This window comes from Streptomyces sp. NPDC103540, from assembly GCF_055584445.1.
In genome coordinates this window covers 94,746-118,252 of record NZ_JBVJMA010000014.1, presented here as the reverse complement: position 1 = coordinate 118,252, position 23,507 = coordinate 94,746, and the positions used below count along the sequence as shown (strand labels likewise).

The 23,507-nt window shown below is 70.1% G+C and carries 16 protein-coding genes and 1 pseudogene; 8 read left to right on the top strand and 9 right to left on the bottom strand.

The annotated features are described in order from the left end of the window. The first annotated feature begins 161 nt into the window (after positions 1-161). Positions 162-2,327, top strand: a complete 2,166-nt coding sequence (locus ACZ6ZI_RS29960) for an AMP-binding protein (protein WP_469525951.1) — start codon at positions 162-164, stop codon at positions 2,325-2,327. Here the strand turns inward: ACZ6ZI_RS29960 and ACZ6ZI_RS29955 are convergent. After that, complete coding sequence (locus ACZ6ZI_RS29955; RefSeq protein ID WP_469525947.1) at positions 2,303-4,174, bottom strand: GNAT family N-acetyltransferase; 1,872 nt, start codon at positions 4,172-4,174, stop codon at positions 2,303-2,305. The genes ACZ6ZI_RS29960 and ACZ6ZI_RS29955 overlap by 25 nt on opposite strands. A 115-nt stretch (positions 4,175-4,289) precedes the next feature. Here ACZ6ZI_RS29955 and ACZ6ZI_RS29950 point away from each other — a divergent pair, with 115 nt between their 5' ends. Continuing rightward, a complete protein-coding gene (locus ACZ6ZI_RS29950) occupies positions 4,290-4,712 on the top strand; it encodes a DUF350 domain-containing protein (RefSeq protein ID WP_363064095.1) in 423 nt (140 codons plus the stop codon). A gap of 99 nt (positions 4,713-4,811) precedes the next feature. Here ACZ6ZI_RS29950 and ACZ6ZI_RS29945 read toward each other — a convergent pair whose 3' ends face one another. Further along, a complete protein-coding gene (locus ACZ6ZI_RS29945; protein ID WP_469525945.1) occupies positions 4,812-6,050 on the bottom strand; it encodes an acyltransferase family protein in 1,239 nt (412 codons plus the stop codon). Further along, positions 6,047-7,099: an alpha/beta hydrolase gene (locus ACZ6ZI_RS29940; RefSeq protein WP_469525944.1), complete on the bottom strand. Its 1,053-nt coding sequence runs from the start codon at positions 7,097-7,099 to the stop codon at positions 6,047-6,049. Before ACZ6ZI_RS29940 ends, ACZ6ZI_RS29945 begins: the two co-directional genes overlap by 4 nt. A 184-nt stretch (positions 7,100-7,283) precedes the next feature. On the opposite strand from ACZ6ZI_RS29940, the pseudogene ACZ6ZI_RS29935 reads away from it, so the two are divergent. Beyond that, a pseudogene (locus tag ACZ6ZI_RS29935) lies at positions 7,284-7,646 on the top strand (tyrosine-type recombinase/integrase); the annotation flags it as partial. Positions 7,647-7,791: 145 nt separating this feature from the next. Here the strand turns inward: ACZ6ZI_RS29935 and ACZ6ZI_RS29930 are convergent. The 3 genes from ACZ6ZI_RS29930 to ACZ6ZI_RS29920 form a co-directional block, all read right to left on the bottom strand. Continuing rightward, positions 7,792-8,220: a hypothetical protein gene (locus ACZ6ZI_RS29930; RefSeq protein WP_469525941.1), complete on the bottom strand. Its 429-nt coding sequence runs from the start codon at positions 8,218-8,220 to the stop codon at positions 7,792-7,794. A 555-nt stretch (positions 8,221-8,775) separates the two neighbouring features. Next, positions 8,776-9,246, bottom strand: a complete 471-nt coding sequence (locus ACZ6ZI_RS29925) for an NUDIX domain-containing protein (protein WP_385860431.1) — start codon at positions 9,244-9,246, stop codon at positions 8,776-8,778. A gap of 2 nt (positions 9,247-9,248) precedes the next feature. Beyond that, complete coding sequence (locus ACZ6ZI_RS29920; protein WP_469525940.1) at positions 9,249-9,995, bottom strand: helix-turn-helix domain-containing protein; 747 nt, start codon at positions 9,993-9,995, stop codon at positions 9,249-9,251. A 258-nt stretch (positions 9,996-10,253) separates the two neighbouring features. On the opposite strand from ACZ6ZI_RS29920, the gene ACZ6ZI_RS29915 reads away from it, so the two are divergent. Together ACZ6ZI_RS29915 and ACZ6ZI_RS29910 are read left to right on the top strand one after the other, a co-directional pair. Then, positions 10,254-10,496 carry a hypothetical protein gene (locus ACZ6ZI_RS29915; RefSeq protein ID WP_385860429.1) on the top strand — a complete coding sequence of 81 codons (243 nt, stop codon included), beginning with the start codon at positions 10,254-10,256 and terminating at the stop codon, positions 10,494-10,496. Further along, positions 10,484-10,729, top strand: coding sequence for a DUF7848 domain-containing protein (locus tag ACZ6ZI_RS29910; RefSeq protein WP_469525938.1), 246 nt, complete (start codon positions 10,484-10,486; stop codon positions 10,727-10,729). The genes ACZ6ZI_RS29915 and ACZ6ZI_RS29910 overlap by 13 nt, the downstream gene beginning before the upstream one ends. 633 nt (positions 10,730-11,362) lie before the next feature. On the opposite strand, the gene ACZ6ZI_RS29905 is transcribed toward ACZ6ZI_RS29910, so the two are convergent. Beyond that, positions 11,363-11,791, bottom strand: coding sequence for a winged helix-turn-helix domain-containing protein (locus ACZ6ZI_RS29905; protein ID WP_469525936.1), 429 nt, complete (start codon positions 11,789-11,791; stop codon positions 11,363-11,365). A 307-nt stretch (positions 11,792-12,098) separates the two neighbouring features. Here ACZ6ZI_RS29905 and ACZ6ZI_RS29900 point away from each other — a divergent pair, with 307 nt between their 5' ends. The 3 genes from ACZ6ZI_RS29900 to ACZ6ZI_RS29890 are packed head-to-tail and all read left to right on the top strand — an operon-like array spanning position 12,099 to position 15,321. Beyond that, a complete protein-coding gene (locus ACZ6ZI_RS29900) occupies positions 12,099-13,853 on the top strand; it encodes a replication initiator (RefSeq protein ID WP_469526162.1) in 1,755 nt (584 codons plus the stop codon). After that, positions 13,850-14,041 carry a helix-turn-helix domain-containing protein gene (locus ACZ6ZI_RS29895; protein WP_469525933.1) on the top strand — a complete coding sequence of 64 codons (192 nt, stop codon included), beginning with the start codon at positions 13,850-13,852 and terminating at the stop codon, positions 14,039-14,041. The genes ACZ6ZI_RS29900 and ACZ6ZI_RS29895 overlap by 4 nt, the downstream gene beginning before the upstream one ends. Beyond that, complete coding sequence (locus tag ACZ6ZI_RS29890; protein ID WP_469525931.1) at positions 14,041-15,321, top strand: tyrosine-type recombinase/integrase; 1,281 nt, start codon at positions 14,041-14,043, stop codon at positions 15,319-15,321. Before ACZ6ZI_RS29895 ends, ACZ6ZI_RS29890 begins: the two co-directional genes overlap by 1 nt. A 177-nt stretch (positions 15,322-15,498) precedes the next feature. Here the strand turns inward: ACZ6ZI_RS29890 and ACZ6ZI_RS29885 are convergent, their stop codons facing one another. Continuing rightward, positions 15,499-16,020, bottom strand: coding sequence for a DUF4259 domain-containing protein (locus ACZ6ZI_RS29885; protein WP_469525929.1), 522 nt, complete (start codon positions 16,018-16,020; stop codon positions 15,499-15,501). Positions 16,021-16,026: 6 nt separating this feature from the next. Next, the gene (locus tag ACZ6ZI_RS29880; RefSeq protein ID WP_469525927.1) at positions 16,027-23,370 is read right to left on the bottom strand and encodes a polymorphic toxin-type HINT domain-containing protein; all 7,344 of its coding nucleotides are present in this window, start codon (positions 23,368-23,370) and stop codon (positions 16,027-16,029) included. Between the last annotated feature and the right edge of the window lie 137 nt (positions 23,371-23,507).

Below are 23,507 nucleotides of genomic sequence, written 5' to 3'. Positions count from 1 at the left end.
CGCTAGAACCTCGACTTTGGTTGAGGTCAAGGAAGTGCCCGCGGCCACCCGAACGGGGGTCGGGTCCCGACCTCCCGGCGATCAACCCCCTTTGAGGGGAAGGGGAGTTCGAGTACCGGAGGAGCATCGTGCTCGTCGGTGGCGGGTGTCATCATCGGAGGATGACGCAGGCATCGCCGTCGGCCCGCCCCGACAGACCGTCCGTCGACACCGTCGTCCACCGCTTCGAGCGCCACGTCCGCAGCGCCCCCGAATCCCTCGCCCTCGTTCACGGCGGACGGCGACTCACCTACGGGCAACTCGCCTCCCGGGCGGACCGGTTGGCCCTGCGCATCACCGCCGCCGAGGGGCTCGCCGTACGGGAACGGCCCGCGCGGGCCCTCGTCGCGATCGGCACCGCACGCCACGACGAGCTCGTCGTCGCCCTGCTCGCCGTCCTCAAGGCGGGCGCGACCTACGCGATCGTCGACGCCGCCGACGCCCACACCGGCCGCCGCCAACTGGCCGCGCTCGCCCCGCACCTCCTGCTCACCGACGGGCCCGGCCGGGCGGGCCTCGACGACGGGCACGGGCACGGGCCGTCCGTGCTCCTCCTCGACGCGGCGGACGACGACCCGCCCGCGCCGCCGGACCCGCCGCGGCCCGTGGCGGTCGGGGCCCCGGACGCCCCGCCCGTGCCCGCCGCACGCGCGGGCGAGGCCCCCGCGGATCCGCCCGGCGGTCTCCCCGGTGGTCCGTCTTCCGCTCCGTCCGCCGGTCCCTCGGCCGATTCGCCCGCCGGCCCACCCGCCGGTCCCCCCGCCGCCGTCCTGCTCACCGGCTCCGCCGACCCGCGCCCCGTCGCCGTCGGACACCGGCTGCTGCTCGCCGCCCTCGACGGCTGGACCGAGGTCGCCCACCTCGGGCCCGAGGACCGCCACCTCTTCACCGGCCCGCCGGACGCCCTCGCCTTCGCCGCCGGCTGGACCCGCGCCCTGTGCACCGGCGGCGCCCTCGTCCTGCCCGACCCCGCCGAACGGGACCCGGCCGCCCTCGCGGACACCATCCGGGCGGAGGGGGTCACCGTGGTCCACACCGACCCCGGCCGCGCCGGCCGCCTGACCGCCCCCGCCGGACGGCCCCCGTACGCCGCCCCCGCCCGCCGCGCCCCCGACGAGCGGCTCCGCTCCCTGCGGCTGCTCGCCGTCACCGGGGACCGGCTCTACCTCGACGAGCAGAGCGCCCTCCAGGACCGGCTGCGCGTCGGGGCCCGCGTCCTCAACGTCTACGCCCTCACCGAGACGGCGGGCGTCGGGACCTTCTTCGAACCCTCCCAGCCGGGCCGCCCGCTGGACGACCCCGAGCGGCTGTCCCTGCTCGGCACCCCCTTCCCCGGCTGCCGCGTCCACGTCCACGACGGGCGGATCCACCTCGCCCCGCCCGACGGCACCGACGCCCAGCCCACCGGAGACCTCGGCCGGCTGCGCCCCGACGGGCTCCTGGAGTTCGGCGGCCGGCTGCGCGACCGCGTCACCCTGGACGACGGCACCCGCCTCGACCCGTACACCGTCGAGAGCGAGATCCGCGCCCATCCGGGCTTCGGCGGCGCCGTCGTCCGGCCCCTGCCCCTGCCCGCCGGCGCCCGCACCACGCTCGCCGCCTACGTCACCCCCACCCCCGACAACCCCGGCTGGGCGCGCGTGGACCCCTCCCAGGACCTGGCGGGACTGCGCGCGCACCTGGCGGACCGGATCCCGCCGCCCGCGATCCCCCGACGGCTCGTACGGCTGCGCACCCTGCCCCGCGACCGCGGGGGCCGCGAGGACCGGGGCGCGGTCCCGCGCCCGCCGGCCGCCGACCCGTCGACCGGCGCCAAGTACGGGGCCGCCCCGGGCGACACCGGCCCCCTGGTCTGGGGCTGCCTGATCGGCCTGCTGATGATCCCGGCGGTCGTGGTCGTCCTCGTCGCCACCCGCTTCGTCTGGCCGGGCTCCACCGACCTGAGCGGGGTCCCCGGACCCTGGGCCCACCTGTTCGTCGGCCTCTACGTGTGCGAGGCGTGGGCCTTCGTCTACGGGCTGGCCTTCCTGCTGTGGGGCAAGAGGACGCTACGGGTCCACGGGCGCGGGGAGGGGCTCACCACCACCGCCCACCTCGCCGTCTCCTACCTGCTGATCGCCTGGTGGCCGCAGGACAACCTCTACCGACTGGCGTCCAGGACGGACTGGCCCCACCAGGCCGCCCTCGTCTACCTGTTCAACATCCCGCTCATGATCGCCGGCTTCCTCGTCATCCGCTTCCTGACCTGGCGCCCCCCGACGCGTCAGGGGCGCGTCGAGGAGGACTGAGTCGAGCCCGAGCCCGAGCCCCTCGGATCCGACAGTCCCTCGAAGCCCGCGCCCACCGCGAGAGCGCTCCGGCGCACCCGCTCCTCGGCCGCGTCCAACACCCCGGCGTCGTGCGCGGCCACCAGCACCCCGACCCACGGCGCCGGATCGTCCGCTCCCGTGGGGATCGCCGGCACGAACACCGCTCCCGAGCGCGCGCACTCCCGCGCCAGGTCCCCGCACCACTCCATCAGCTGCGCCGGCGCCAGCCGCGCCCCCAACTCCACCCGGTCCACGATCCGTACGAGGTGTCCCGCGCCCCGCAGCGCGTCCAGCCCGGCCGCCACCACGAAGGCGACCGACGGGCCCGTCAGCCGCAGGTTCGTCTCGGTCGGCGCGAACCGCCCCCGCGGATCGGCGACGAAGTCCACGTCGAACCACCCCCGGTACCCGCCGCCGGCCAGCTCCCGGCCCACCGCCGCCCCGAAGGCCCGTATCGCCCCCGCCGCCCCCTCGGACACCACCCCCGGCCCCACCGTCGCCCCCCGGTACCCGCCGCCGGCCACCTCCATCACCGCCACGCCCACCTCGTGCGACCGGCCCGACCCGTCCACGAACCCGTCGTACGTCAGGTCCCGGGGCCCGTCCGCCCCGTCCGCCGGGCCCTCCACGTACTCCTCCACCAGCAGCGGGCCGCGCGGCAGTCGGCGCACCACCGCGCGGGCCCCGCCCGCCGCCCGTACCTCGGCCGCGCTCCACACGCTGGTGCCCGAACCCCCCACCCCGTGCTCCGACTTGAGGACGGTGCCGGCACCGGCCCGGGTGCGCGCGGCCAGCATCCGCGCGGCGGAGCGGCGGCCGGGAACCCGCCACTGCCCGGGCAACACGATCCGGGGGTGTCCGCCGCCCGCCAGGATCCGGGCGAACAGGGCGTGCGCCGCCGACTTCGACTCGTACCGCAGCTCCTCGGGCCGCCAGGGCAGGCCCGCCAGCCGGGCGAAGGCCTCGGTGCGCCCCCACGGCACGAGGGGCAGCCCGCGCTCCGTGACCCGCCCGACCAGCGCCGGCCGGGCCGCGATCCGCTCCGACAGGCCCGGCCCCGGGCCCGCGAGGCCGTCGTAGACCTCCACCGCGGGATCCCAGCCCAGCCGGCGGCCGACGAACTCCGCCCAGCCGGCCGGCACCGGTCGGGGCAGCAACAGGGCCGCCGGACGGGGGCTGTAGAAGGCGGCCAGGCAGGCGTAGTCGTGCGCCGGTCGCTGCCCGGCGTCCAGGGAGGGGTCGGCGAACTGGGCGTTGAACTCCCCGACGTTGCCCACGTGGACGGCGGGCGTCCCGCCCGTCCAGGCCCGCGCCCAGTCGGCCAACGGCGCCGGGGCCACCTCGAAGCGGACCAGGCCGGGCGGAGAGCCCGTGGCGCCGCGCGCGCCCATCGCCCGGTAGAAGCCCGCCGCGTACGGGTCGGAGTCGATCAGCAGCCTGTCGACCCCCAGCGCGACGGCCCGGCGCACCGCGTCCAGGTACAGCAGACGCCCCACGCCCCGGTCCATCGCGTCCGGTTCCACGAACAGCGACCCGAGCCGCGCGACCCGCCCGCCCCCCGACCCCGGACGCTCACCCTCGTCCTGCGGCTCGTCCTGCGGCTCGTCCTGCGGCTCGTCCTCCAGGGAGGCGAGCCCGAGGAGGCGACCGCGCACGTCCTCGGCCACCACGATCCGCCGGGCCGCCACCTCCTCCGCCCGGACGCGCAGCTGCGGCGCGCACGCCGCGAGGAAGGCCGCGTCGTAACCCCAGGACGCCTTGGACCGCATCACCAACGCCGTCAGCGCGCCGGCCTCCGCCGGCAGCGCGGCCCTGACCTTTGCCATTTCCTGACCTCCCCATGGTCCCGGACCAGGGCGTGCGATAGATTCGGCCTCCCCACGGCCCCTTTGGCCGGTCCTGGTCCATCCCTATCCCACCCACGCGGAGACAGGCTTCTCAATGAGCGACATCGTCAACGGACTTGGCCGCACCAGCGCCTACGGAGCCCTCGGACTCGTGCTGCTCGTCCTCGGCATCGTCCTGGTGGACGTGCTGACGCCCGGGAAGCTCCCCAAGCAGATCTGGGAAGAGCGCAACCGCAACGCGGCCCTGATGCTCAGCTCGGCGCTCCTCGGCATCGGCGGCATCGTCTTCACCTCGATCTGGACCACGTACGACGACTTCGGCAAGGGCCTGCTGTCCACCGCGGCCTTCGGCGTCCTCGGCCTCGTCCTGATGGCGGTGGCCTTCCTCGTGCTGGACCTGGTGACCCCGGGCAAGCTCGGGGCCATCGTCGTCGACCCCGAGCCGCACCCGGCCGTCTGGGTCACCGCGGCCTGCAACCTCGCCGTGGCGGCGATCGTCGCCGCGTCCATCGCCTGACCCGGCGCCCCTCCACGACGTGAGCGTGGCCCCCACCCTTCGGTGGGGGCCACGCTCACGTCGTTCCCGGGCCGGGTCGGTCGTCGTGCCCGCCCGCGCTCAGGCCAGACCCAGCGCGAAGGCCGTGAAGCCGACCGCCAGCAGGCCCGCCGCGGCGCGCCGGACCGCCGAAGGGCGCCGCCCCGGCCGCGCCGGATGCTCGAACCGCCGGGTGTGGCGGGCCAGGAGCACCAGCAGCCCCGCGAACACCGGCAGCCACGCCAACCGCGCCCCCAGCCAGAGGAGCGTCTCGGGCGCCGTCGTCAGGCCCGCCACCTCGCCCGCGAACGAGGCCGGTACGGCCGCGGCGAGCATCGCGCTCTGGTGCCAGCACAGGATCGTCATCGCCGACAGGTTGACCACCACCACCGGCGCCCACAGCGCCGGTCGGGCCAGCAGGGCGCCCAGACGGTCCCGCAGCAGGATCGCCGCCCCCGACTGGGCCGCGGCCAGCGCCAACACCAGCAGCGACGGCGGGTGCGAGTTGGTCCGCGCCTCGCCCGGCACGCCGACCATCGACGCCGGGTAGTGGAACACCAGCAGCAGCGCCGCGAAGAGCACCGACCCGCCCACCAGCAGCAGCCACGCCCCGCGCCGCCCGATCCGCCGCTCGCCCCAGTCCACGCCCAGCTGGTACGCGAACAGCCAACCCGGCAGGACGTTCAGCAGGGACAGCCACGAGGGGACCCCGCCGGCCAGGGGGCCGTAGCGCAGGAAGTCCACCACCGCGACCGACGCGAGCAGCGGAACCGCCGCCCAACCGCCCAGCCGGCGCGAGGCCCGCACGCAGTACGGGGTCAGCGCCGTCACCACCACGTACACCCCGACGAACCACAGCGGCTGGACCACCAGCTTCGCCCCGGTCCGCAACGTCGCCTCGGGCACCCCCGCCGCGTACAGCACGGGAGCCGCCAGCGCCCACACCACCGTCACCCCGAGCACCGGACGCCCCAGTCGGACCACGCGCCCCTTCAGCCAGGCTGCCGTCGATCCGGAACGCCGCCGGTAGGACAACACCGACGCGTGGCCGCCGACCAGGAAGAAGACGCCGAGCATCTGCAACAGCCAGCTCGCCGGGGCGAGCCCGCCGAAGGTCGACAGCGGACTGGCGTTGTGCAGCCCGCCTTCGGCGTCGAGCGTGAAGCCGCCCAGCATCCAGTGCCCGAGCGGTACGGCGACCAGCGCGAGCGCGCGCAGCCCGTCGAGGGCCCGGTCGCGGTGCGCGGGGGTCTTGCGGTCGACGCGCTCGGCGCCCGCGCGCAGTCGGGTCAGGGCGCTCCGCTCGGTCAGGGTGCTCATCGGACCTCGCCCCCCTCGCCCTTCGCGATCGCGGCGAACGCCCCGAGGGACCGGGTGCCGGGCGTGAAGTAGCCGGTGTGGCCCGGGACGTCGGAGGCGGGCACCCGACGTGCGCCGAAGGCGGGGGAGGTCGGGTCGGCGCCGTGGCCGAGCCCGGCGAACCGTACGTTCGGGACGTCCGCGATCCAGTCGGAGGGGCCGCGGGCCGCCCAGACCCGGGCGCGGGTGTCCAGCCCGGCCACGCTGCGCGCCCGCATCCCGGGGGAGCCGAACACGACGAGGTCGGTGGCGTCGAGGTGCCGGGCCGCGAGCCCGCAGACCACCGAGCCGTAGCTGTGGCAGAACAGGACCGGATCGGGGGCGCCGACCGCGTCGAGCCCGGCCGTGAACCGGGCCAGTCGCACCGCGCCCGCCTCGGCCAGCCGGCCGGTCGCCGCGTCCACCCCGACCCCCATCGGGGTGGTGTACCCCGTCCACGCCACGACGGCCGTCCCCTCGCCGGCCGCGGCCAGCAACGAGCGGGCCATCCCGGCCGGACCGGTGTGCGGCGCCCGCGCGGCGTCGTGCGTCCCCGCGTCGTTGTCCGAACCCGGCACGATCACCGACACGTGCGCGGCGCGCTCCGGGTCGCCGAAGACCTCCGCCACCTGACCGCGCCCGCGCGGGTCGAAGGCGAGGATCAGCCGCCCCGGAGCGGCGAGCGAGGCGTAGCGCGCCTCGCCGGTGGCGAGGACGGCGATCCGGTTGGCCTCGTACCGCAGGGCGAGGGGAGCGCCGTCCAGATTGCCCACCACCGAGGGGTGCGCCAGGAGCAGCTCCCGCCGGGTCGCCGCGTCCAGACCGGCGAAGAACCGGGCCACCTCGTGCGGGTCCGCCCGCTCCGGATCGGGCAGCGCCCGCCCGGCCTGCGTCGCCGCCCGCCAGGCGGCGGCCCCCGGCGGCGGCCCCGTGACCGGTTGCTGCGCGTTCCCCGAGGCCCAGCCCGCCGTCCCCGCCACGACGGCCACCGCCAGCGCGGCCGTGACCATCGTCCTCCCGAAGCGGCGCATGCCCCTTCCCCTCTCCTCGTGACCCGTCCCGTGACGAGGAGGAAGGTAGAAAGGAGGCACCCGCCGGCACGTCGCACCGGGGAGCCAACCCGGATGTCATACCCCAGTAGGGGGTGGAGGAGACGGCGCCCTTCTTTGCCGTCAGGAGGCGCTCAAAGCAGCCCCTTCAGTGAGCCCTCTGAAGCAGCACAGCGGGCACGTATTCACCACACCCCAGGGAAGACCGCTCGACCCGGTCAACCTCACACGAACCTTCACCACGCTCCTACGCCGTGCCGACGTCGGCCGCATCCGCATCCGCTTCCGCGACCTCCGCCACTCCACCGCCACCCTGCTCCTCGAACAGGGCGTCGAACTTGTTGTGATCAAGGAACTCCTCGGCCACGCCCACATCGGCGTCACCGCCGGCGTCTACGCCCACGTCCGACTCCGGCTCCAGCGCGACGCCATCGACACCCTCAGCACGGCGCTCCGCGGCCCGGCAACCACCGAGACGGCCCACGGCGACGGCGGCGAACCGCCACCGTGCGCCTCAGTCGTCCGCTGACGTTGCCGTCAACTACTGCCGTCACAGCACGCAGAAGCCCCGCCAGGACGCACCCGGCGGGGCTTCGAATTTGCTACTGCATTGCTGCGAGAGGGGGTTGATGCTCACGGCACCGTCGGTGGCGAGTCCCGGAACTATTCCCCGATCAGGATGAATTTCCCCTCAGGTCGGACGCGACCCTCCTGGCCGCCTCGAGCGGACCAGAGAGCAGCTTCTTTCGTTTTCCCCATCCCTCTGCCCTGGTGATGGCCTCATCGAGAAGGTCAAGCAGTTCTGCTCGCGCATCCCCCTCGGGATGCCTTGGGAGTGCTACCTGAACAACCAGCGATCGAAACTCCTCCAGGAATGACCCAACTCTGACGCCGGAGAATTTCGGACCGTAGGTTTCTCCTGGGGTGAAGAAGGTAACCGTCAGGTTGAACGGAATATCAGACGGTGTATCGATGCCTGACGGCGCCCCCCTAAGGGAGTCGAGTGCAGAGGTCCACCGCTTGTCCTCAAGCCCTCCACCGATGATTGACTTCAGAGACAGGGCGACGAGAGGCGCGTTCGCTCCTCCATCAATTTCTGACATCACAACCCCAGATCCAATTTTCCGGCATGCGATTCCTTATTGAATGGTCCAGGCCAACGCTGTACGATCCACTTCTCCAGATCAAGCATATTTGAGCGTGATCCGCTAGTCAGAACGTGCATGCGATCTGCGCCCATCGCAGCCATATCCCTCGCCGAATACCGACCTGCCGGGTCTTGGGTGATACCGGTCTTAAGGTAACCCCCACTTGCGTCCTCCAGAACGTACAGGTAGTTCGTCGCGGTACTGTTGCGCGAGTTTCCGTGAGTGGATGGAGCTGGCGTCGGCCGCGGGTTGAGACTGGGACCCATCTGGCCGTTGGCCAGCCTGGGCTGAGCCCCAGTAGCGCAAGCGCAAGCAGTCGAGTGACCTGCGGTGCTGCCTCCGCAGTTGTGAACGAGCACTGGCGTGGCGCCAGCCAGCACATAGTACGTGTGCTGCGCGGCCCCCTCTACCTGCTTCTTCGCAGGTCAAGTGCAGTTTGCTGGTCCGGTGACGTGCGTGGGTGTCCGTGGTTGTGTGGGGTTGTTGCCGTCGCTACTGCCGTCAGACGGTTCAGCCGAGGTACGGCTTCTCGCGGTGTTCCAGGAAGTGCTGGAGCCTGAGCCGTTGGGTGTGGTGCATCGGCAACTGCTCGATCTCTTCGGGCGGTACGAATCGGAGTTCGGTGGATTCGTCGGAGATCTCCAGTTGGCCGCCGGTGATGCGGGCGGTGAAGCAGACATTGAACTGGCGGCGGACCTCGCCGTCGGTGTAGGCAATGATGTGTTTCGGGTCGGTGTAGGTGCCGACCAAGCCGTTGATCTCGACGTCGAGGCCGGTCTCTTCCTTGACTTCGCGGATGGCGGTGCCTGGCAGGGAGTCGGTGAGGTCCATGCCGCCGCCGGGCAGCGCCCATAGGTCGTTGTCGCGGCGGCGCTGGAGGAGGACGCGGCCGTGGTCGTCGGTGACGACGGCGGATGCGGCGACGACCATGCTGTTCGGCTTGGGTGCGGTGGGGTCGTCGTAGTACTCGGTGCGGGCCACGGTCAGCCTTCCTCTCGTACGGGCGTCGCCGTCGCCCACACCGCGTCGAAGCTCTCGGCGTAGGTGTCGAACATGCCACCTGTCTCGTGTCGGCGAAGATGCCACACCGGAGCGGCGTAGGCGTTGACGCCCCAGACGTGTGCGTTGACGAGTTGCTGGTCGTCGGCGCGGTAGAGGGAGTTATAGAGCGTGGTGCCATGGGTGCGGACTTCGATGCCGGGGGTATTGGCAAGTGGCCTGTAGTGCATGAGTGCGAGGCGGCAGCGGGATTCGATGCCGTGGCCGAAGCGCTCCTCCTGGCCACGGGCTTGGACGTTGTCGCTGTCGGCGTCTCCGATCGCGATGCGGACGGTGCAGCCTTCGGCGGCGCGTTCGGCGAGGAGTTCGTTCAGCCGCGGGTACGCCTCGTGGAGGAAGACGGCCGCGTAAACGAGGATGTCGATCCGTTCCCGGGCCTGGGCCATCAGGTCGGTGAACGCCGAGACGGGGATGTCGGCCCGCTGTTCGTAGAGCGCGACCAGTTCGGGGCTGATGGCGCGGGCGGGGCGGGCTTGGCGGAGCGCCGGCCAGAGTGCGTGCACGTCTTCTCCCAGGGCCTTGGCCGCCTGGAGGGCTGTGGCACGGCGTGGGGTGCGCCCGAGGTTCACCCAGCGCTCGACCGACTTGGGGTCGACCTCAACCTCCTGGGCAAGGGTCGCGTACGTCCAGCCTCCGGCCGCCATGACGGCTCGTAGTCTCTCGTTCGGCATGAGTCTCCCCCTTCGTCTGAGGACGGCACCAGGGACGTTCTACAGGGTGCGGGACGTCCCGGAGTGGGGTTTGGTGGAGGTTCCTTCGTCCCGGTGACCGGCGTGAGGATCGGTGCCGACCCTGTGGCACCGACGGGCCCGGGGGCACGCATCCACGCCGCCGAGGAGCGTCACCGTGCGAAAGAGCACCACCTCATGTGTTCCCGCCCTGCGACTGGACGCCCGGTCGCGCACCGCCTCGCCGCCGGGGTGGTCACGATGACGGCCCGCAACCCTGATGCGGTCGAGCACACCGCCTCGCCCGGTGTGGGCGCCGTGATGGTCGACCGGCGGAACGGCAAGGTGGGCGTGGTGATGGGGCATGTGGGGCCGTACGTGCAACTTCGGCCACCGCGCGGTGGCCGGGAGTGGGACGTGCCTCCCGACGAGGTACGTGCGCCCACTCCGACGGAGGAGTTGAGCGCGAAGGTGGCCGTGGCCAACCGGAGGTGGGGACGGTGACCCCGCGCTCGGTCCTGCGGTACGAGACCTGGACGCTCCAGCCCGACCGCGAGCCGGACGCGGAGCCGGTCCTGTACTCGATGCAGTGCGCCGTGGACGGCGAGACGTCGCCGACGAGCGAGGACTTCGCCGAACCGCAGAACTGGGTGCTGCGGCACTGCGGCCAGAACCCGTCCCACCACACCTACCGGGAGATCATCAGCCGGCCCTGGCGGGCCTGGCGGCAGATGTGACCCGTCCTGCTCGCCCAGGCGCCGCCCCGCGCTGACCCACCCGACTCCCGTCCCTGCCGGGCGCGACCGATCGAGGCTCCCCCGTCCTCATCAGCCCGGCAGGGGCGGGCCTTTACGTGCGGGCCGTACTCATGGCGATGGTGTTCTGGCCGCCGAGTAGCCGAGGGGAATTGAGGCAGGCCGGGCGCCTTCCGGTGGCTCGGCGGTCGGCCGCCGGGTGGGGCCCTCGGTCAGCGTGCGGCGGGACTCGGGCAGTCTGGCAGCGCGGGAGCTGGGCCGGGAGCTTTGCTCCCCGCCGAAGGCGACGTCGGCCACCGCCCTCGGTGAGCCCGGCGACGGATGCTGAGGGTCGGCCCCCTGGTCGGCCCTTGCCTGCGATCCGGCCGTAGGACGGTCGTAGGCGATAGCTTGCTCCGCCAGGAGCCCAGTTACGGTCAGCCCGGCGATCAGCCGGTTGCCGCTCCCGCAGCCATGGATCACCCTGGCTGCCGGGGCGGCTCGCCACCTGTAGCGCAGACCGGCCGAGTGAACGGCGGGGCCGCCGGCGACGGCGGCCAGCTCCGGCGGGCGGGGCCCGCCTTGAACCTCGTAGAGAAAATCTGAACGCATGCCCCAGGCCACCTGGCGTGCAAGTCAGTCGCTCTGATCTCCGTCGCCCGCTTCCAGAACTGCGACGCGGGCGCGGAGCTCGGCGATCTGCTCAACCGCCTCGGCCAGCGCCCGCTCTAGCGCCTCGACGCGGGCCGCCATCCCGCGTGCGGGTGCGGTCACCTCCGGGTGATCGTGGTCATCCGCGTCGGCCTGGTCGTAGTGGGCGACGAAGGCACCCTTGCCGGGGCGCGAAACCGCCCAGCCGTCCTGCTTCAGCAGGGCCATGGCCTTCTGCACAGTGAGGCTGGAGGCCCCGAACTCCCGCATCAACGCGGTCTGCGTCGGCAGCGCGTCCCCCGGCTTCAACCGTCCGGAGCGGATCTGCTCCCGCAGGGTCTCGGCGATGACCTCGAACGTCAGCGGTACCCCGCCGGCCGCCGGCCTGCGCCGCGTCGTCACCACGCCTGCCACCCCCGCACTCCGTGCCCTTTACCAGCTATTTCCGGCCCGTCCAAGCCGGGAAACCGGCCCCACACTACCCGCGTCCCGCACCCCACAGAAAGGAATGAGGAGGGATGCACTTGAATGCGCCCGTGGGGCGATGTTAACGTCACGCACCCGCCGGTGATCACCACCGCGCCAGCGCCGACTGGGCCCCGCCGGCCCCGGCCTCCACGCCCAACTTCGAGGCGCCCCGTTCCCTGTGAGCCGATCACTTCGGCCTGCCCACCGTCACGTCGTGCTGCTTTCACACTCCCGCCGAAAGGCCCTGTTCCGCATGCCCTCACAGCCCCAATTCCCGTACCCCGCAATCGTTCCGACCGCTTCGCGCCCGTCGCAGGCGTCCACCACGCCGAGCGGCTCGGCGGACGTCACCACCCCGGCGGCAGGGCGGTCGGCGCTGGAGCGCCGCGCCAGGCTCACCGCCAGGCTGGCGAAGCTCGCCGCCACCGGCCACCTCGCGCCCCTCGCACGGCAGATATGCGGACTCGGCGGCTGCGCGCACCCGATCCGCCTCACCGGGCACCGAACCCGGCTGGACAGCGCGACCGGCGAGGTCCTCGACCACTTCGACTCCAGTCGGCTCCCGGCGGGCGAACTGCTGGTCCGTTGCGGCAACCGCCGGGCCACCCGCTGCCCCGCCTGCTCCACCGTCTACCGCTACGACACCTACCAGCTCATCGCCGCCGGCCTGCGCGGCGGCAAGACCGTCCCGGCAAGCGTCGCCGTGCACCCGCGCGTGTTCGCCACCCTCACCGCACCCGGCTTCGGCCCCGTCTACAACCAACCCGACGCCACCGGCCGCTGCCACTGCGGCCAGGTCCACCCCGACGACGACCCACTCCTCGGCACCCCACTCGACCCCGACCGCTACGACTACGCGGGCGCAGTCCTATGGAACGCGCACGCCCCGGCCCTGTGGGCCCGCTTCACCACCCACCTACGACGCGAGATCGCCAAAGCCGCCGGGCTCACCCAGCGCAGCCTGCGCCACCACGCGACGCTGTCGTACGCCAAGGTCGCCGAGTACCAGAAGCGCGGCCAGGTCCACTTCCACGCCGTCATCCGCCTCGACGGACTCACCGGCCCCACCAGCACCCCGCCCGCCTGGGCCACCACCGAGCTCCTCAACCAGGCCGTCCGCGCCGCCGCCACACGCACCCGCGTCCACCACGAGGGCGAACCGCCGAAGCAACCGCAGCCCGCCGGGGACGTCCACGCGTTCCAGCCCCAAGACTCAGACCGGGCACGGCGGTTGGTGTTCCGGTTCGGGCGGCAGATCGACGTCCGGGCGATCCGCAGCGCGGACTTCACCGGAGACAGCCCGGTCACCGACGGGCACGTCGCCGCCTACATCGCCAAGTACGCCACCAAGGGAGCCGAGACCACCACCGGCACCCTCGACCGCCGACTCCGCCTCCTCGCCGAACTCGCCCAGTACGACATCACCGACCACGCCCGCCGCATGATCCACACCGCCTGGCACCTCGCCACCCAAGCCCAGCACGCCCACCTCCGCCTGCGCCAATGGGCCCACATGCTCGGCTTCCGAGGCCACTTCTCCACCCGCACCCGCCGCTACTCCACCACCCTCGCCCATCTCCGAGCCGCACGCACCGCCTGGCGAACTGACCGACCCGACCCCCAGACCCCAGCCACGGGTGGGACGCAGGCCGGCCAGACGGACGGCACTCGGGTCAGTGACCGCGCCGGACACTCCACTGACCTGGCCGCAGGTCACCGACCCGGTCACGGTCATTTCACAGGCCACCGTCCCGGTCACCGTGATATCGCCGCACGGCCCGACGGTTCGGACACGACGCTGGTCATCTCCCACTGGCAGTACGCCGGAACCGGCCTCCTGCCCGAACTCGAACACCTCGCCGACCTCCTGGCCGCGAAACGGCAGACCCGACCCGAGCAACCGCCCCGAACCCGACCCTCGGAACACGCCGGTGACCGCGCCGGTCACCCGGTCGGTCACTCCACTGATCGGCTGACCAGTGCTGTCCGGGCAGGGGCCGTCGCGTGACCGCCGGCACGGAACTGCTCACCGTCCCCCAGGTCATGGCCCGCCTCCAGATCGGCCGCTCCGCCGTCTACGACCTCCTCCGCACCCGCCAGCTCGCCTCGATCACCCTCGGCCGCGCCCGCCGCATCCCCACGCACGCTCTGACCGACTTCATCCGCACTCGCCTCGACCAGGAAGCCGCCGCCTGATGACCACGCCCCGCGACACCCCCGCCTCCCGCCGCACCCGCGCCAACGGCGACGGAACCGTCTACCAGCGCAAGGACGGACGCTGGGAGGCCGCCGGATACGTCCTCGCCGCGGGCAACACCCGCAAACGCATCCGCGTCTACGGCACCACCCGCAAAGACGCCCTGGCCAAGCTGACCGAGAAGATCGCCGCCAGCAACCTTGGCCTGCCCATCGCAGCGGCCGAAAGCACGGTCAGCGCGTACCTGACGTACTGGCTGAACGGCGTCGCCGTCCACCAGGTGCGCGAGAACACTCACACCCGCTACGCCGCCTGCGTCCGCCTCCACCTCATCCCCGGCCTCGGGGCCAAGATGCTTGCCCGGCTCACCGCCCGCGACGTACGCACCTTCCTCGACGGACTCCGCGCCACCTGCCAGTGCTGCGCCCAGGGAAGGGACACGGCACGGAGGCAGTGCTGCGCCATCGACCGGTGCTGTGACAAGCGGCTCTCCCCGCTGACCGTGACCTACGTCCACTCAGTCCTCAAGTCCGCCCTGGAGCATGCCGTCCGCGAAGACGACCTGCCCCGCAACATCGCCCGGAACGTCAAAACCATCTCGCCCCGCCCCCGGCGCTTCCATCCCTTCACGGCCAGCGAGGCCCGGCAGTTCCTCCAGGCAGCCAGCAGTAACCGGCTCCACGCGCTGTACGAACTCGCCCTACGCACCGGACTCCGCAAAGGCGAACTCCTCGGCCTCCGCTGGGAAGACCTCGACCTCAACAGCGGCACCGCCAGCATCCGCCACTCGCTCCAGCGCACCCGCACCGGCGGCCTCACCCACCTACCCACCAAGACCCAGGCATCTGAGCGCCGTATCGCGCTCCCGACCGAATGCCTCCACTCCCTCAAGAAGCACCAGGAACGGCAGGACAAGGAGCGAGAGACCGCTGAGTCAGCCTGGCAGGAGAGCGGCCTCGTCTTCACCACCCCGACCGGCGGGCCTCTCGACCCGGCCAACCTCACCCGCCGCTTCCGCAGCTTCCTCAATCGGGCTGGACTCCGCCGCATCCGCTTCCACGACCTCCGACACTCAACCGCCACCCTGCTCCTGGAACAGGGCGTCGACCTCGTCGTGATCAAGGAACTCCTCGGCCACGCCCACATCGGCGTCACCGCTGGCGTCTACGCCCACGTCCGACTCCGCCTTCAGCGCCAAGCCATCGACACCCTGAACGACGCCCTCGGCCCGGCCGACGGCGGCCCTGACGACCCACCCGCCACAGCCGCCGTCCGCTGACGTTGCCGTCACCGTTGCCGTCAAACGACCCGAGGGTCCCCTCCGCGCAGGAGCGCGGAGGGGACCCTCGCATTTGCCGGACTATCGAATTCTCCATGATCAGATGACGTGACGACGTCACGGCTCACGCCTTCATGACCCTTCATTCAGCTGATTCAGATAGCCACCTTGAAGGTATTACCAAAGACCTTCCTGGATGGATTCATCCTCATGCGCAGCTCGTCTAGCCCTCTGTGGCCCTTGCTTTTGACCTTCGGCGCCTGGAGCGGAGAGGGGAGCCCCTGCAGCACTTTCTCTGTCAAGCACTGCTTTCAGCCTTCGGAGCATTGCAAGCCATTCAGCGCCTTCCTCCTCCACGCTCCAGTCGTCCCGCAAGTCATTGCTTGTGACGAGTAGGCGAGAAATCGCTTCGAGCGCCAGGGGTACCAGCTCTTTCGGAATCTGCGGAATCTCACCATTCGGCCCCCACGTCGCAGATTGAAATTCATCGCCGCCCTCAACCCCTCGGACTGTCAACGCAGCGGCAGCGATTGCCAGCTCTGCTCTTCCGCCATCGATATGCGGGCTGCCGTCGCCCGCCACCGAGGCAAGGGCAGCTCGGATCGCCTGAATCCGCCTAGACAGCGGAGTGGCATCCAAATCGCCAGCAAAGTCCGCGGCGCCATCGTTATCGAATGGCCCGTATCCCCATTTCCCCATATCGCCCTACTCGAACGGGAGCTCAGGCTGAGTCGCCTGGCGCTTGTTGTAGAGGTTTCGACCAAACCCCTCAATGCCACTACTGAGCTTAAAGCCCATTTTTTCGAACTGAACCTTCATGATGTGCTCTCGGATCCTGAGAGCGTTGTCATCTCCGCACACATGGATGCAAATGACAGGCCCATCCTTGTCTCGCCTGCCCAAGTCTGCGTGCTTGTTCAGTCGAACGTTAAAGTTGTTGGTCTTGCCGATATAAACGTGGCCAGGCTTCGACTTGTCGTCGAATATGTAGACGCCTTGATTCTTGTTGCAATTGTGGACCAGGACCGGAGTGGCCCCCGCCAGCACATAGTACGTGTGGAGGTCGGCCACTGTCAGGTTATAAGTGTCCTGTATTGTCCCATAAAGGTGCGTGCGCTTGACGGTGGCAGTGGTGCCCTGATCCGTGCGGAGGGATTCCCCCGGGCGGAGGTCGCGGGCTTCGATCCAAGCGTGCTTCGTCTCGGACCAGATGATGTGGTGGTCCGTTGCGGTGATGGTGCCACTGTCATCACCTGCTTCGATCTCGATGTCGACGTACTTCTTATCGTCCTCAGTGAAAATCGTCGCGGTGACGGTTTTCGCCAGGGTAGCCCCGGTCTCGGGGTCCGTGGCGATGACCTCGTCGCCGCTTCGGATGTCCTCAATGGGCTTGCTGGTGCCGTCCGCCAGGAGGACCTTGGTGCCGGGGGTGAAGCTGTCACAGGGCTTGAGCACCTTGCCGGCGGCCTTGCCTTCGCCGGCCGCGAGCTTGGCACCCTTGCCGACCATTCCCATCGGCACCGGGGCGAACCAAGAAGCAAGCTCGTAGTGCTTGTCCTTGGTGTCTACACCGAAGTGTTCCATCAATCGGTCGTAGGCCTCATCCGGTGACGGGATCCCGACGAGCGAGAGAGCCTGCGCGACAGGCCGCGGCATGGTTATGGACACCAGGTCCGCAACACCCTTGCCCAAACCCGCCACCATGAATGTGGCGGTCTTTTTGATGTTGTGGGCCGTGACGTACTTGATGTTGTGGTTGCTTAGGATCTGCTTCGTGATCCTGGTCGGGGACCAGTTGTCGCCGTTCCCGTTGTTGCCGCGGTAGTCCGGAGACGGGGCATGGGTCTCGTAGTACCGGCGCTGGTGTGACGGCGGCATATACGTGATCTCATGCGAATTCGATGCGGTGATGACCGTATGGCCGTTGCAGTTGTAGAGCGTTCCGCATTCTTCGGTGCGCAGGCCTGTGGGGTCCCAGTTGACGACCGGGTTTCCGCTGGCGTAGGTGTACCCGTTCATCTGGAGCGGGTCGGTGATGTCGATGATCGGGTCGACCGAGATGAAGCGGCCCGTGGTGGGCTCGTACTCCCGGGCACCGATGTGGGTGAGTGCCGTGTTGGTGTCGTCGATGCCGCTGCCGAGGAAGGAGCGATCGCCCGGCCAGCTGCCTGGCTGCGCGCCACGAGGGTTGCCGTACGGGTCCGACTTGCGTCGGGTGACTGTCTGGCCGGTGTTCTGGTCGACAGTGGTCGTCGCGGTGCCGTGGTGGTCGGAGAGTTGAACGCTGAGCTGGTGGTTGGTGGCCTTCCCGCTGGTCTGACGGACCGTGGTGGCGCCGGGGCCGCTGTAGTAGCGGACGGCGTTGAGTGCCTGGCCGGCCTTGTTGACGGTGACCTGAGTGCCACCGAGGTAAAGGGTGCGGGAGCTGCCGGTCTCCTCGATGAGCCGGTTTCCGGCGGCGTCGTAAAGGTAGGTGGTGGTGTTGTCGAATGTGAACTGCTGTGGGCCTGTCGCGTTGCAGGACCACAGCTGGAGGTCACTGCCGTCGGCAGCGTTGTTGGGCACGTCGACGCACTGGTTGGTGGCCGGGTTGTTCAGGGACTTGTCCCCGGCGCGGTAGACGAACTTCTGCTTGTCACCGCCGTCGCAGGTGGCCAGGACCAGTTTGGTGCCGCTGGTGGTGAGGCACTTGTCCAGGGCGCGGACGGTGTCGCCGGTCAGGCGCCACTGCTGGGCGCGGGTTTCGTTGCAGGGGTGGATCTGGACGGGGGTGCCGTCGTTGGTCCCGGAGCTCTCGACGTCGGCGCACTTGCCGGAGGCTCCGATGAGGGAGACGGCTCCGATGCCGGGGCTGGTGGCCGAGGTGACCTTGCCGCGGCGGTCCCAGTTCAGGGTCTGGGTGTCGCCGTCGATGCGCCGGCTCTTGGTGTTGCCGGCAGCGTCGTATTCATAGGTGGACAGGGAGTTGATGGTGGAGCCCGGCTTGCGGGTGGTCTTCTCCACCTTGGCCAGGGCGTGGGGCTGGGTCTTGAGGGGCGGCTGCGCACCGTTGGCGCCGATGGTGACGCCGTAGGTGTAGGTGGTTTCGTCGTCCAGTGCGCCGTTGGTCAGGTCGCGGTTGATCAGCTTGGTGCGGTTGCCGATGTTGTCGAACTGGTATTCCTGCCAGAAGCCGTCGCCGTCCGGGCCGGGTGTGACGTCGGTGAGGCTGGGGCCGGTGCAGGCCGCCGTTTTGCCGGTCCAGGCCTTGGTGAGTTGGCCTATCGGGTCGTAGGCGAAGCACTGGCGGTCCACTCGGTCGCCGGGCTGGCTGTCGGCGATGGAGGTGATGTTGCCAGCGGGGTCGTAGGTGTAGGAGACATCACTGATGCGGTTGGGAGCTGTTTCGCGGTCGCTGAGTTGGTTGGTGACCTGGCCGGTGTTCGGGTTGTAGTGGGTGGTGGTCCAGACCCGGTTGGGTGCGTTGCCGGTGGCCGTGCGCAGGATTTCGCCGAACGGGCTGTACTTGACGTCGGCGTTGTACCAGGCCAGGCCCGAGAGGCTCTTGGGCATGCCGTCGGCGTCGTAGCGGGTGACGAGTCTTTCCGCGGCCAGGCCGCCGGGGGTGGCGGGGAGGGTCGTGGATTGGACCTTGCCGGTCGGGGTGTAGGTGGTGGTCGAGGTGTAGGTGCCGGAAAGGCCCTTGGTGGCGGGGACGTCCGGGATCGTGATCTTCGATCCGGTGGGACGGTACTCGGCGTCGTAGCCGGTGATTTCGCTCTTGTAGGGCGCGCCGGCTTCGTAGCGGGTGGAGGAGACGGGCAGGCCCTTGGCGTTCGGCAGGGTGTCGAACACGAAGGACGCCACAAGCGGACCGTCGGCGGCGTTGTCACGCAGCTCGGTGGTTCGGCCGAGGGCGTCGTAGGTCGTGAACTGGGCGCGGCCCGAGGAGTCGGTGGTGGAGGTCCGCTGGTTGAGGTTGTCGTAGGTGAAGGTCGCCTTCCCCATGTCGGGGTCGTCGGACCAGGTCATGCGGCCGCGGGCGTCGTAGCCGTAGGTCCAGGCGTTGCCGGCGGGGTCCGTGACCTTGGAGAGGTTTCCCCGCTCGTCGTAGGCGTACGAGGTTTTGGTGGAAGTGGTCAGGTCGGTCGCCGTGAAGTTGGTGACCTCGGTGGTGCGGTTCAGGGCGTCGGTGCGGGCTTCAGTCGCGCGGCTGCCCTGGAGGGGGGTGGATCCGTCGGGGGACATGGCGGAGCGGGTACGGGTCCAGTCGCCGCCGTACTCCGTTGTCGTGGCGGTCTTCGCCACGCCGCCCTGAAGACTCGTGGTGCGGATGGTGCGGCCCAGGCCGTCGTAGGCGGTCTCGGTGGCGTTGGGGACCTGGAAGAGGCTTTCCGGGACGAAGACGGTCGTGCCCGGCTTGCCTTCCGCGAGGTATCCGTTGTTGGTCCGGCGTACGCTGCCGTCGGGGTTGTAGAAGGTGTCCGTGATGAGTCGGCCGCCTCCCAGGGCGTCCGCCTGCGTCTGGCGCGGGCGAAGCAGGCCGTCGTAGAGGGTGACGGATGTGTTGTAGGTGCCGTCGTCCTTGAGAGTTTTGGTCGTGACGGTAGGCGCTTCGTGCTCGGACACTCGATAGGTGAAGGTCCGGGCCGGTTTGTCCGTCGTCTTCTGGGACGGGGTCCAGGTCGCGGTGAGTCGACCGACGTTGTCGTAGGTGGAAACGATCTTGCGACCGTTGATGTCGGTCGTCTCCAGGGCACTTCCACGAGCAGGATCAATCTTGGTCGATCCGGTCTGCCCCAAGGGGTTGGACTCTGTCAGGGAGAAAGCAACGCCGGTGGCGGGGCTGAAGGTCGTGGAGGTGGCCTTGCCCGCCGCGTCGAAGCTCTTCGTACGTCGGCCCAGGGAGTCGTACTCGACTCGGCCGGAGGTCACCCACCCGGTGCCCGCCGCGTCGATGGTGTCGATCTGCAGGGCCAAACCGAGGGTGGGCGCGGTCCCGAAGGCGTTGAGTGCGTCGTAGGAGGTGCGTACGTCCTGAAGGACGGCGCCGGTCGACGCGTGGGCGCAGTCCCCGGTGGTCTTGCGGACGCGCTGGGGCAGACCTACAAGGTTCTTCGCGGGGTTGTGGACGTAGCTGGTCGTGGTGCAACTCTGCTGGACGGTCGTCCACGCGGTTCCGTTGTGGGACAGCACGTCCGTCTGTTGGGTGAGCGGCAGCCCGTTCGCCGGGTCGTAACTGCCGACCGTGCGGATCATGCGGGACTTGCCGCCACTGACGGCCTGGATCTCGTCCGTCCGCGCGGTGCCGCCGCGGTGTGCGTCCAAGGGGGTGGTTCCGTCGCGGGTCCGTGAGGCGGTCTTCTGGCTCCAGGGCCAGGTCAGCACTCGGGAGACGACCGCCCCGCCCGCCTTGGTGTAGGTGAGCGTCTCGGCGACCAGACCTTGGTATTGGGGGAGGTCCTCGCCCAATTCCTCCACACCTGCGGAGTCCTTGACGATCGCCTTAGGCCGGCCTGCATCCGCCGACATTCCGCGGAAGTAGCGGTGACGTGACTGGGATTCCTCTGTCGCGTCGCTCTTGCCGGTGTTGGCCGTGGCACCCCGCTTGGTGACGACGCTCGCGTAGCCGCGCCACTGGCTGTAGGTTCGCAGTTCGGGCTTGGTGAACTCGTCGGTGTCCTTGGCCCAGGCGGCGTCGCCCTCGTAGGTGTACGACGTGATGACATCGGTCTGTCGGGCGACGCGGTCCTTGTCTACGACTTTGTCGACGACATACTTGTTGAACCACTCCAGCGGCGGCTTCTCCAGATCAGAGTCCGGAGACCAATGAACCGGGAAGCAGCGAGTGGTGTTCTCCTCCGGTTTGGGGTGCGTGCTGCCGACCGCGCATGGCGCCGAGTAGTCGACGTACGTCTCGCCGCCAGTTTCGGTGCGGATGGTCTCCACACGCAGACGGTCGAAGTCGGGTGTCGCGTCATTGGGTCCCGTCGCGACACGGTTGGGCATGTCCTGGACGTTCGCGAGGAAGGCGACGGGCGGCAACGGGGTCGATTCCTGGTTGCCGGCGTCGTCCTTGCCCGTGCCGTAGCCCGTGCGGGTGATGGACTCCAGCCACAGCGGCGGATGGGTGTCCGTGCGCTGCTTGGGGAACGACTGGGTGAGGCTCCACCGGTCCACCAAGGAAAGGGCGGTGGAGCCCTCGGTGCGCTGGCCGTACGTGGTCACCGAGGTCAGGCGCTTGCGCGTCCAGAAGGTCGGCGAACCGACATAGCAGTCCTTGGCGTCCGCCTTGCAGTGCAGGGTGGAAGGCGTATCCCACCAGGGCTGCTTGCCCCCGTAGTTGTTGCCCTCGAACTCGGCGTCCGAGCACTGCGTGGTGCCTTCCTTGATGCAGCGCTCGGCGACCGTGAATTCGACCTTGCCCGCCGGCGCGCCGGCGAGGTTGTCGCTGCGCAGCCCGTAGCTGATCTGCGTCGGATGTCCGCCTCGGGTGTAGGCGACCTTCTCCTTGAACTTCTCGTTCTTGGCGTAGCGGTTGGTCTCCTTCGCCCAGTCGATGACCATCGCGTTGCCGTGGACGTCCTCGACGTAGTCGAGGTTCCAGCGCCAGGCCTGGTCACAGGACGAGGCCGCGTACGAGGTCTGGTAGCAGGGCTCGCCGGGGTGGTTGCCGAAGACGGGCACGGTGAAGACGGAGTTGGTGACCGCGCGGGTTCCGGTGCCGTCCACGTCGTGCCGACCGAAGTGGTAGCGGGTTCCATCACGCGTGGTGACGACCCAGTACTCGCCGTCCTTGGCACCGTTGGCGATCGACGAGTCGGTCTTGCGCTCGACCTTGGACCCGTTGTCCGATGCGGGTACCCACTGGCCGCTGGCCGCGTCGTGGACCAGCTCGGTGGTGCCTCCCGCCAGGGAGAGGGTCAGGCTGTCGCCGGCCCAGCACAGGTCGCCCTTCTTCTTGTCCCCGCTGTTGTCGTTGTTCGGCTTGGCGGGAGTGGCCTTTCGGTCATCGGCGCACGAACGATAACGGCGCTCGATGAACCCGGGGTCGTAGCCCCAGCCGTCGCCGATCCAGGATGCCTGGCCGTTGCTGACGGACGTCTTGCCGTCGACGGCCTGGGACGAGTACGAGAACGCGATGGATGGGGTCGGCCCAGCAGGAGCCGCGGGGAGGGTCAGGGGGTAGGTCCACGAGAAGCCGCCACTGCTGCCTCCCGCGCTCCAGCTGCCCGATGCGGCCAAGGGGGTCGCCTTGTACGTACCGCCTGCGCCCGAGGCGCCGTCGGAGGCGGCCAGGACCATCGGGCCGCCGCCTCCGACGGCCATGGTGCGCAGGCCCTGGCCCGGTGCGGTGGCCGGGTCGACGGTGGCGCGGACGGTACCGGTGGCGGGGTCGTTGGTGCTGGGGACGTCCTTGGAGACGGTGCACTCGGGAAGGTTGGGCGTCTCCAGGAAGCAGGCAGGGAGCTGCTTGAGTTCCAGGCGGGTGGCCCACTCGGTGCCGTAGAGGTCCTTGAACTGCTTGTAGTCCAGCTGGACGTCGACCGGTGTCGCGGCGGCGTCGGCCGGCGGGGTGACCTTGATGAGGGCGCCGTCGACGTTCGCGGCCTCGGTCACCGCGCGGTTCTCGACGCCGACCGTCCAGGTGCCGGAAGGCTCCGGCGGTGTCGGGTTCTCCGGGGTCGGCGAGGCCTTGCCGATGCTGACGGGCAGCGTGCCCGCCTGCTTCAGTTGGTCGCCGGCCAGCGGTACGGGGACGCTGCCCGCGGCCGGGGGCGTCACCTTCGTCGGTTCGTACTCCGGCGGCGACTGGACGGGAGCACCGGCCCAGCCTTCGAGTTTGGCCGCCTCGACCTTGTCGAGTTTGGCCTTCATGTCCTGCTGAAGACCGGGCAGCTGTACACCGTCCCGGGAGCCAGGCGGTGCGGCCCAGGCCTGGATGGGCAGGAGTGATGCGATCAGCGCCACCGAGACGGTGACGCCGGTGCGCCCGGCGAGGCGCGCGCGTTTCTCGCGCGACCTTCTGTTTCCGGGCAGGTGGAAATGATGCGCCGAGAACGGCGACATGTGGACCCCCCACGCTCTGCCCACGGTGATGACACACGTGTGGCAGGGAACTGACAAATAGTGCGCTGATTCTGCGGCCTGCGGCGGGCGAAATCCAGAGTCCGCTATCCGGTGTGGAATAAATCACTTACCGTCTG